This is a genomic window from uncultured Novosphingobium sp., assembly GCF_964277725.1.
Classification (GTDB): Bacteria; Pseudomonadota; Alphaproteobacteria; order Sphingomonadales; family Sphingomonadaceae; genus Novosphingobium; species Novosphingobium fluoreni.
Window position 1 is genome coordinate 1 of the sequence record NZ_CAXYKL010000273.1, and the last position, 10,181, is coordinate 10,181.

9 protein-coding genes and 1 tRNA gene are annotated in these 10,181 nt (G+C 61.1%); 6 read left to right on the forward strand and 4 right to left on the reverse strand.

The window, feature by feature from the left end:
* The 4 genes from ACHWRX_RS15220 to secA form a co-directional block, all read left to right on the forward strand.
* Positions 1–437: phosphoenolpyruvate carboxykinase (ATP) (locus ACHWRX_RS15220; RefSeq protein WP_394659821.1), on the forward strand; the 437-nt coding region annotated here is incomplete at its 5' end.
* A 22-nt stretch (positions 438–459) separates the two neighbouring features.
* Entirely contained in the window at positions 460–753 is a 294-nt protein-coding gene (locus ACHWRX_RS15225) for a hypothetical protein (protein ID WP_394659822.1), read from the forward strand.
* 101 nt (positions 754–854) lie between these two features.
* Positions 855–1,157 (forward strand): hypothetical protein, encoded by a 303-nt coding sequence (locus ACHWRX_RS15230; RefSeq protein WP_394659823.1) that lies wholly within the window; start codon positions 855–857, stop codon positions 1,155–1,157.
* Positions 1,158–1,254: 97 nt separating this feature from the next.
* On the forward strand, positions 1,255–3,993 hold the full coding sequence (gene secA / locus ACHWRX_RS15235) for a preprotein translocase subunit SecA (protein WP_394659824.1): 2,739 nt from the start codon (positions 1,255–1,257) through the stop codon (positions 3,991–3,993).
* 161 nt (positions 3,994–4,154) lie between these two features.
* On the opposite strand, the gene ACHWRX_RS15240 is transcribed toward secA, so the two are convergent.
* The 3 genes from ACHWRX_RS15240 to ACHWRX_RS15250 form a co-directional block, all read right to left on the reverse strand.
* Positions 4,155–4,736, reverse strand: a complete 582-nt coding sequence (locus ACHWRX_RS15240) for a PAS domain-containing protein (protein WP_394659825.1) — start codon at positions 4,734–4,736, stop codon at positions 4,155–4,157.
* 307 nt (positions 4,737–5,043) lie between these two features.
* Entirely contained in the window at positions 5,044–6,795 is a 1,752-nt protein-coding gene (locus tag ACHWRX_RS15245) for a hypothetical protein (RefSeq protein WP_394659826.1), read from the reverse strand.
* A 359-nt stretch (positions 6,796–7,154) separates the two neighbouring features.
* On the reverse strand, positions 7,155–7,955 hold the full coding sequence (locus tag ACHWRX_RS15250) for an RNA methyltransferase (protein ID WP_246388363.1): 801 nt from the start codon (positions 7,953–7,955) through the stop codon (positions 7,155–7,157).
* Between the two features lie 154 nt (positions 7,956–8,109).
* On the opposite strand from ACHWRX_RS15250, the gene ACHWRX_RS15255 reads away from it, so the two are divergent.
* Together ACHWRX_RS15255 and ACHWRX_RS15260 are read left to right on the forward strand one after the other, a co-directional pair.
* Positions 8,110–8,195: transfer RNA gene (locus ACHWRX_RS15255), tRNA-Tyr, on the forward strand.
* 90 nt (positions 8,196–8,285) lie between these two features.
* Complete coding sequence (locus ACHWRX_RS15260; protein WP_394659827.1) at positions 8,286–9,824, forward strand: DUF6538 domain-containing protein; 1,539 nt, start codon at positions 8,286–8,288, stop codon at positions 9,822–9,824.
* 1 nt (position 9,825) lies between these two features.
* Here the strand turns inward: ACHWRX_RS15260 and ACHWRX_RS15265 are convergent, their stop codons facing one another.
* The gene (locus ACHWRX_RS15265; RefSeq protein ID WP_394659828.1) at positions 9,826–10,086 is read right to left on the reverse strand and encodes a hypothetical protein; all 261 of its coding nucleotides are present in this window, start codon (positions 10,084–10,086) and stop codon (positions 9,826–9,828) included.
* Positions 10,087–10,181 lie beyond the last annotated feature (95 nt).

The window sequence follows — 10,181 nt, forward strand, 5'->3', positions numbered from 1 at the left end:
AAGCGACCTTCTCCACCTGCTTCGGCGCGCCGTTCATGCCGCGTCACCCCTCGATCTACGGCAACCTCCTCAAGGAGCGTATCGCCAAGGGCGGTGTGAAGTGCTGGCTGGTGAACACCGGCTGGTCAGGCGGCAAGGCCACCATGGAAGGCATCAAGCGCATGCCCATTAAGGCGACCCGCGCGCTGCTCAACGCCGCGCTCGACGGCAGCCTGAACGAGGCCGAGTTCAAGGAAGATCCCAACTTCGGTTTCGAAGTTCCGGTTTCGGTTCCCGGCGTCGACAGCAAGCTGCTCGACCCGCGCGGCGCCTGGGCTGACCCGGCCGAGTACGACAAGACCGCGCAGACCCTGGTCAAGCAGTTCATCGAGAACTTCGAGCAGTTCGAAGAGCATGTCGATGAGGGCGTGCGCAAGGCGGCTCCTGTCGCGGCCTGATCTTACGATCGCGATCTTCCCGATGGGGATGACGGCGCCGCAGCAATCCTATGGGTTGCTGCGGCGCTTCTGCGTTGATCAGGTGAAGACCGGCAGGCGGCACAACAAGGAGAACGGCATGGACCTCGCGCTTTCTATCATGATGTTGGCCATCGTGGGCCTTGTCGCTGGGGCCTGGTTCGCCTTCCGTCGCGGGCAGCGCCGACAGGCCTGGCTGATGCTGATCCTGGCCGTCGTCATGGCAGTGAACGTCGGCATCTGGACGATACCTACGCAGAGCGGAGCGACGCTGAAAGGCGCCGAGCCGACGCAATGACATGCGAGCGAGCGAGTGCGGGTAGCAGGGCACATGGCTCTCCCGTCCAACCCGTCAAGTAAGATACCGCCGAATTCGTCGCACGTGGTGGACAGTCGAACGTGACGCGCTTATCTCCGGCAGTGATGACTAAACGGCTGGTCCTCACACTCCTCGCCCTTTTGACCGGGCTGGCGGCGCAACTTGCGCCTGCCAACGCGCGTGTCTGTGCCGAGCAGACCGCCCCAGCCGCCATTGTCGCGCCGCTTGCGCAACGCCTACCGGCCGCGCCCGTCGAACTGGCGCGCTTGCCAGAGGCGGGGCGTCGTCATGCCCGCATGGTGGCCGATGGAGGTGCGGCTTTCCAAGCTTTTGCGCTTTTCCACCACAGCGTGCTCATCGGAATAGACCGCGCGCGGCAATAAGCCCGGGTCGCCGACCCGTTGAAAAGTCCGCCGCCCGGCAGCCCGGGCGCCAGTTGCGCGTTCGTGCGCCTGCACCTCAGATCACAGGAAACCCACCATGCTTGGGGCAATCGTCAAGTCCATCTTTGGCTCGTCCAACGAGCGTTACGTCAAGTCGCTAGACAAGCAGGTGCGCCAGATCGCCGCTTTCGAAAGCGAACTGCAAGCCATGAGCGATGACGAGCTCGCGGCGCAGACGCAGAAGTTTCGCCAGCAGATCTCCGCTGGCAGTACGCTGGACGACATTCTGCCCGAGGCGTTCGCCACGGTTCGCGAAGCGGCAAAGCGTGTTTTGGGCATGCGCCATTTCGATGTGCAGATGATCGGCGGCATGGTGCTGCATCGCGGCGAGATTGCCGAGATGCGCACGGGTGAGGGTAAGACGCTGGTGGCGACGCTGGCGACTTACCTCAACGCGTTGGAAGGCAAGGGCGTCCACGTCGTCACCGTGAACGATTATCTTGCTCGCCGCGATGCTGAGCAGATGGGCCAGTTGCACGGCTTCCTGGGCCTCACCGTCGGCGTGATCGTGCCCAACCTTAACGAGTACGAGCGCCGCGAAGCCTATGGCGCGGACATCACTTACGGCACGAACAACGAGTTCGGCTTCGATTACCTGCGTGACAATATGAAGCACGACCGCAGCCAGATGGTACAGCGGCCCTTCAACTTCGCCATCGTCGACGAGGTCGACTCGATCCTGATCGACGAAGCGCGCACGCCGTTGATCATTTCCGGCCCGACTGATGACAAGTCCGAGCTGTATATCCAGGTCGACGCGATCGTGAAGCAACTCGTGCCCGAGGATTACGAGGCGGACGAGAAGGGCAAGAACGTCACCCTCACCGAGGACGGCGTGGAGAAGGCCGAGCGTATTCTGGAGGCCGCCGGTCTGCTGGAAGGCAGCAACCTTTACGACGTCGAAAACACGCAGGTGGTTCACCACCTGGACCAGGCGCTGAAGGCTGTGGTCATGTTCAAGCGCGACATCGACTACATCGTGAAGGACGGCAAGGTCGTCATCATCGACGAGTTCACGGGCCGTATGATGGACGGCCGGCGCTGGTCGAACGGCTTGCACCAGGCGGTCGAGGCCAAGGAAGGCGTCGATATCGAGCCCGAGAACCAGACGATGGCCTCGATCACCTTCCAGAACTACTTCCGCATGTACCCCAAGCTTTCAGGCATGACGGGCACCGCCGCCACCGAGGCGGCGGAATTCTACGATATCTACAAGATCAACGTCGTCACCATCCCCACCAACGTCCCCGTCATCCGCGTCGACGAGGAGGACGAGTTCTACAAGAACACGCTCGACAAGTTTGCCGCGATCGCCAAGTTGATCCGTGAGCGCTACGAGACCGGTCAGCCGGTGTTGGTCGGCACGGTCTCCATCGAGAAGTCGGAATTGCTGTCGGACTTCCTCACCAAGGAGGGCGTGCAGCACAATGTCCTCAACGCCCGTTTCCATGAGATGGAGGCGCATATCGTGGCGCAGGCCGGGCGACTGAATGCGGTCACCATCGCCACCAACATGGCCGGCCGCGGCACCGACATTCAGCTGGGCGGCAACGTCGAGTTCCGCGTCGAGGACGAGCTGCGCGACATTCCCGAAGGGCCGGAGCGCGAAGAAGGTCTGGCTCGGATCAAGATGGAAGTGGCCGAGGAGAAGGCCAAGGTCCTCGCCGCCGGGGGGCTGTGCGTCATCGGTACGGAACGCCACGAAAGCCGCCGTATCGATAACCAGCTGCGTGGTCGTTCGGGCCGCCAAGGCGATCCCGGGTTGTCCAAGTTCTATCTTTGCCTCGAGGACGACCTGCTTCGTATCTTCGGGCCGGACACGCTGTTCTCGCGTATGATGAACTCCAACCTGGCCGATGGCGAGGCGATTGGTTCCAAGTGGCTGAGCAAGGCGATCGAGACTGCGCAGAAGAAGGTCGAGGCTCGCAACTACGAGGTGCGCAAGCAGGTCGTCGAATACGACGACGTGATGAACGACCAGCGCAAGGTCATCTACGAGCAGCGCGCGGACATCATGGATGCCGAGACGGTGGACGATGTCGTCGTGGAAATGCGGCAGGACACCGTCAACGCGATCGTCGCGGATGCCTGCCCTGCCGGCTCCTATCCCGAGCACTGGAACATCGCGCAGTTGAAGGAGCGGTCGCAGGACATCCTGGGCATCGACGTGCCGATCGAAGCCTGGATTGAAGAGGACGGTGTCGATCCTGAATTGATCGAAGAACGCATCGCACAAATGGCCGATGATCATATGGCGGCAAAGATGTCGGCAGACGATTCCGGCATCTGGCGGCAGGTGGAAAAGAGCATCCTGCTGGATCGCCTGGATCACTTCTGGAAGGAGCATCTCGCCACTCTGGACGCGCTGCGCCAGGTGGTGTTCCTCCGGGCTTACGCGCAGAAAACCCCGATCAACGAATACAAGCAGGAAGCCTTCAGCTTGTTTGAGCGGATGCTGGAAACGATCCGCGAGGACGTGACTCGCATTCTATCGGTCAGTGAACTGCGCATGCCTGAAACGGCCGATCTGCCCGAGCTTCCGGACTTCCTGACGGGCCATATCGATCCGCTGACGGGCTTCGATGATTCCGCAGATGGGGATGGATCAGCCGCCCAGGCGGCCTTCTTCGGGTCGCTGGCCAGCAGCCCCCAGGCGGCGGTCGGTCCCGGTGCGTCGGGAGAGAACCCCTATGCGGACTTGCCGATCAGCCGCAACGCGCCGTGCCCGTGCGGCTCCGGCAACAAGTACAAGCACTGCCATGGCGCGCTGGCTTGACGACAACACCTTGTATCCCGGGCCGGATCGGGCCCGGGACTGATTTGGGCGTTACTGGGATCCAATTAGTCTGAGCGAGAGCACCCGTTAGACTTGCCAGCGCTTAGCGGCCGGCATCTTGCGGTTTCCAGTGGGAATGAGGGGCTAAACCCGCCAGCTGTTCAGTGACCGGCTTCCACGGCGATCCGGATCGCATCGGCGCTGGTCTTGACCCCCAAGGCCCGGAACAATGCGGCGCGGTGCATCTTCACCGTCCGTTCGCTAAGACCAAGATCGAACGCGATCTGCTTGTTCAGCTTGCCATCCGCCATCTGGATCAGGATCTCGCGTTGCCGGGCGGTCAGCAACTCGACTTTGCCCTTGGATGACGACAATCCCTCGGTCGAACCGTTGGCATAGCCATTGGCCTTGGAAATCTCGACTTGCGAGCCAAGAAAGTATTCCAGGTTGCCCGAGTCATCGAACAGGGGGACGATCATCACCGCATTCCGGAATGCGGTGCCATCCCGGCGATAGTTCATGATTTCCACCAGCACGGGCTTTGGTGCCGCGATAGCCTCGCGCATCTTGTCGACGAGCCAGGGCTCCGTCTCGGGCCCGCGCAGGAATCGACAATTGCGGCCGATCACTTCGTCCCGTTCGAAGCCTGTCAGGTCGAGGAACGCTTTGTTGCATTCGATGATAGGGTTATCAGGAAGTCGGGGGTTACTGACAACAGCTGCAATCGGGCTGTTTGCGATCATGGCGTGCGGAGACATGGGCATACGTTAGTCAACTTCACATCCGGTGTGAAGTTCTCGCTATATTCTCTTTCCACATTCTCTGATCGGCTGACGCAGATATCTCTCAGATGAAATCAGCCGGGTTCGTGAGTGCCTCGCTCGGGAATATCGGTAATGCATATCTGCGATGGCGCGCAGAGCGTGTTGAAAAAGCCATTAGTGCGCTGTCGCGAATGACACAGACCGCGTGGGAGACTGCTACAGGATCAAGTTAGAGATCCTGTAGCAGGATCAAACTATCCGACTAATTGTCTACCGGAAAATCAAATCAAGAGGTGCAAGTATTACCCTCTTGAGTTGTAGCCTTGGCATTATAAATTGTGATGCATGCAGATCGTGCCTTCACGAACTTGTTGCTGTCTATTTTGATCGGTCCGTTGTGGATATTGGTCGGGATCTTGAGCTGCGTAACTTCACCCAGCACAGTGATGATACCGGTCGCGTAATTGAGGCCGAGGGTCGCCCCGCCATTCTCGAACGTGTTGGCGGTAACCCGGACGTTTATCGCTCCGGCGCCTTCCAGCCAGGGATTGTAGCTGGTCATCATACGAATGGCGACCCAAGGGACGTTACGAAAGGTATTGCCCTTCAGCAGGCCGTTCGGGACCTGGATCAACATGCCGCGCCCGGAACTGTTCGCCATTGTGTTGTTCACCACGGCGAAGCGGCGAGGCGTGATGTTGATGTCTCGAGCATAGACCGCTTCGTTGATCGGCTCTCCGGCGGCCAGGCCGAACGCGATTGTGTCGCTGTTGCCGAGGGGAGGGGCGGAACTGATCATTCGCCGGCCGATGTACTCTCCGGTGGCAGTGAAAAACGCCACCTCGTCCCCGACGCGCATCATGCGGGCATCGTTGGATAGCGTGACACTGTTGTGCTTGATGTTCGACACCTTGTGGATGATCGACCGCAAGTTCACCAGATCGTCGCCGGTGTGCGCGAATGCGTTGTTTTGGATCAGGATATCGCCGCCTGCCGAGATGACATGCAACCCGTCGTAGTTGCTGCTGTAGGGTCGACCGGTGCTGGCAGACAGCGTCGAATTCACCACGGCGAAGCCGCGCCCGCGTGTCTTCAGCATCACGGCGATCCCGCCCACCGATCCGATATTAACGCCATCGAAGATGACATCCTCGCTGAAGCCCTTGTTCGTATCGCGGATGAAAATCGCGCGCTTGCCGTACCAGGTGTACTTCACCGACACCATTTGACCGTCGGCCAAGGCCTTGAAGCTGGGCGCGGTGAAGGTCCGATCGTCGATCCGCACCGCTTGGGGATCGGTCGGCGGGATGATGGCCTTGGCCTGGATTTGGGGCCAGGACCGATCGGCGCCCTCGTTCATGGCTTGAACCCAATTGATGCTCAACCCGGCGGGCAGAGGCCTGTCGAGGATCAGCCGCATAGTGCCATCAACAAGCTTCATGCGACCGTGGCCCGACAGTTCGCTGGGGTCCTCCATCACGGCGCCACGAAGGCGGATGCGACGCGAATCCTCGATAAACACGCCGTCGCACCCGGCTTCGAACAGGAACTTCGCGCCGGTCGCGTCTATCTCGACATCGTTCAACTTGCTGATCAACAGGTTTGCCAAGCCTGCCTGCTCGGTCTGCCGGCCCGTCTTGAAATGATACTCGCCCGGCAGAACCTTGAGCGTGCCGCCAGCCGAGGAGCGCAACTGCGTGAACGCGGCCTGGAACAAGGGGGTCGCATCGCCGCCGTTGGCCGGCGGTGAGACGGAGACGGTGGGCTTGCCGGAAGTGCGAGGGGCGCGGACCACTACGTTCGCCAAGATGCCGTCGGCACCGATCCAACTCTCCGTCAGGTCTCCGGCCGCAGCCACGACGGGGCTGGTACGATTGGCCATCAACCGAGCGGACCAAATGTCGTAGTCCGTCAACGTTTTCGTGCCGGCCGCCGGCTGCGCGATGCCTTGCGCGGCGATCGCCGTGTCCAGTGTCGGGGCGGAAGCGGGTGAGCCGCCATCCGACTCCGAACACGCGGCAAGAAGTGGCAGCAGCATGATCATCGACTTGGAAGGTAATCTGTTTAGCATTGTGAGCGCCCCGCAAATTGACCCGGAGCGGGCGCGATTTTCGCAGGAAGCCTGCATTGCTTGACGCTCTGAGCGGAAAATCCAACTGGTCGTGGCGACCGGTTGAGTGCGGTATGCGCAGGCTGCGCCTAAAACGGGCCTTGGGCCGGACTAGGGATTAGCAGCGTAAGGATATTAATCGATTAACCATATCGCGCAGGAAATGACGCCGATCATCTGCCGGCGAACCTGCGTCTGGGTGCGATCTGCGATGAAAAGGGCAAGCCGCCCCAACCTCGAGCTAACGAGGCGGGGGCCAAAAAATTAATGGTGAATTTTTGCCGTCGTCATCGCGTCGCGACGGCATAGAGCGCGATGGCGCCGGCATTGCTGACGTTCAGGCTTTCCATTGCCTCGTCGATCGGCAAGCGCGCCAGCGAATCGCAATGCTGCGAGATGTTGTGGCGCATGCCTTCTCCTTCTGCGCCCAACACCAGGGCCACCGGACCGGCGGGAAGGGCTTCCGCCAGGGTCATCTCGGCTTCGCCCGCCAAGCCGATGCGCCAGTATCCGGCCTCTGCGATTTCCTCCAGGGCGCGGGCCAGATTGACCACCCGGATCCACGGCACGATCTCGAGCGCGCCGGATGCCGACTTGCCCAGAGTGCCCGATTCGGGTGGTGCATGGCGATCCTGCGTGACGATGGCCACCGCGTTGAACGCCGCCGCGCTGCGCATCAAAGCGCCGACATTGTGTGGATCAGTCACTTGGTCGAGCACCAGAATCGGCCGTTCAGGCTCGCCTTCCAGCACGTCGGACAGGAACACATCGTCCAGCGGCTCGCATTCCAGCACTAGCCCTTGGTGCGGCGCATCGCGAGCGACCAGCCGCGCCAGATCGACGGGCTGGGCCCACTCAACGGGGAAATCTGCAGGAAGTTCACCGTCAAGCGATGCCACGCCCTCGCGCGTTGCCCATAGCTTGCGATGGGTCCGATCAGGGTTGCGCAAGGCCGCTTCCACGGCGTGGCGTCCCCACAGGCGTACCGCTCCGCTAGAGGCACGACCTGAGCCGCGGCCATTCTTCATGCGGCCTGCACGGCCCCGCAGGGCACGGCCGCCGGCCGGCTTGGAACCGCTGTCTGCCATCGTATCTTCCTTTTTTGTCGCGCGATTATGTGCGCCTCCTGCCAGTGACCCCATTGACAGGCAAGGCTCGCTTCGTCATGTGCGCCTCCTCTCGGCAACGCAGAGCTTTCGGGCACTGCATCGCGGGGTAACCCGCCAACCGCGGAAACGGTGTGGACAGGTGGCCGAGTGGTTAAAGGCAGCAGACTGTAAATCTGCCCGTGCAAGCGTACGCTGGTTCGAATCCAGCCCTGTCCACCATCCCCTCCCGCCAGCCGCAGAAAACGGCTAGGACCATTGAAAAGCTGGGGTTTTAACAGTCGCCTAGTACAATCGTGCTAGGAGCTTCCCATGTGCAGCTATCTCCACCGGGCCGGTAATGGCCGCTACTATTTCCGTATGGCGATCCCGGCCAAGCTGCGCCCCGCGTTCGGAGGCAAGCGGGAAATCAAGCAAGCCCTCGGGACTGCTGACCGCGATACGGCCAAGCGGCTTATCCCCGACCAAACGAAAGCCGCTCAGATCGCGCTGGCAGCGGCAGAGAGGGCCATTGCGGAGGCTACCGCTACCCAAGCCACCCCAGCCTTTCAGAGGTCCCCAGCGGCCTTAGCACGGGAGCGCGCCCAGTGGGAGTTCGAGCAGGAGCAGGAGGCGCTGCTATCGGCGGCGCTTGATGCTCAGGAGGACGAGCGCGAGACCCTTGAGCCGGTCATGCAGGCGTTGGAGCAAGGCAGGGAGCCTGTGGCGTCCCCGGCAGAGATTGCGCGCGCTGGTCGGCTGGCGATCCTCCATGCCCGCGAAATGGGCGCGTATGAGGCGAAGCGGGGCCGCGCGTCAGAAAGCCATGTTCAGGCCGTGCAATGCGAGCCGGTCAAAGCCGATAGCGGCAGCGATCCATCCGTGCTGCTCGATCCGGGCATATTGAACCTGTGGAAAACTGAGGGCGACAAGCGGCCTAAAACGGTCGCTATGGTCAAGCGGACTGCTGAGTGGTTCCAAGAGCGCATGGGCAAGCTGCCTGTGCAGGAGATCACCAAGGGGCATGTGATCCAGTTTAAGAACAAGCTGCTCGCAGAGGGGCAGACTGTTGCGAACATCAACGTGCGGCTAAGCCATATCAGCCTGTTGCTTGGCTGGGCTGCTCGCAATGACATGGTGCCGACGAACGTTGCTCGGGAAACTTCTATCCCGAACCCGCAGGCGAAGAAGAAGCGGCGGAAGCCGTTCGATTTAGCCGCGCTCAAGGCGATCTTTGGAAGTCCGGTCTATGCCAACGGGGAGCGCCCCGCAGGAGGCAAAGGAGAGGCCGCATACTGGCTCCCCGTCATGGCGCTCTACACTGGCGCACGGGTGCGGGAGCTTGCCCAGCTACGGCATGGCGACGTGAAGGAAATCGAATACCCCGATGCCGATGGCGATATGCACAAGGGTTGGTTTCTCAGCATCACAGAGGACATGGATCAAGAGGGGCTGACGAATGCGATCAAGAATGACGCAAGCGAGCGCACGGTGCCAATCCATGCGAAGCTAATCGAGCTAGGATTTATCGAGTATGTCCAGAGCCTCGCTACCAAGAAGGGTCGCATATTCCCTGATTTGCCAAAGGACATATACGGCAATCCCGCTGCCAAGTGGGGCGAGTGGTTCGGCGGTTATCTGCGCAAGGTTTGTGGCGTTACGGATAGCCGTATGACGTTCCACTCCTTCCGCCACACGTTTAAGGATTATGCCCGATCGGCTAAGATCGAGGAAGGCGTGCAGCGGGAGCTAATGGGCCATGAAGGCGGGGACGTGGCCGATCAGTACGGCTCTGGCTACGCTCTGCATGTGCTGGCCGATGCCATGGCTACATACCGCGTGCCGGGGCTAACGATCCCGCCACGGTCCTAGATTACCAAACGGCCAGCGTACCGCTTGCGCCACCGGCTGCGACCACGACAGCGTTCTTGCCGCCAAGGTTGAAGGGGAGCGGGAGATACTGCCCCGCCGCCACGGGGAAGGCGGTGCAGATCACCAACCCCGCAGCGGTTGTAATGCTGAGATTGCCTGCCGTCTTGCATAGGAAGCCGCCCAAGCAGATCGAGCGATTAAGCGTAACCGTGCCGTTCACCCCGACTGCAACAGGATCGAAGCGGGGAGGACTGTTACACATTATTCGGCAGAGCTATCGACAATGGGAGCGCCAGCCAGTTGCCGTGCCGCAAGCCCGGTGACAGCGCCACGGTAGCCGGTGGGCGTCCAATGGCC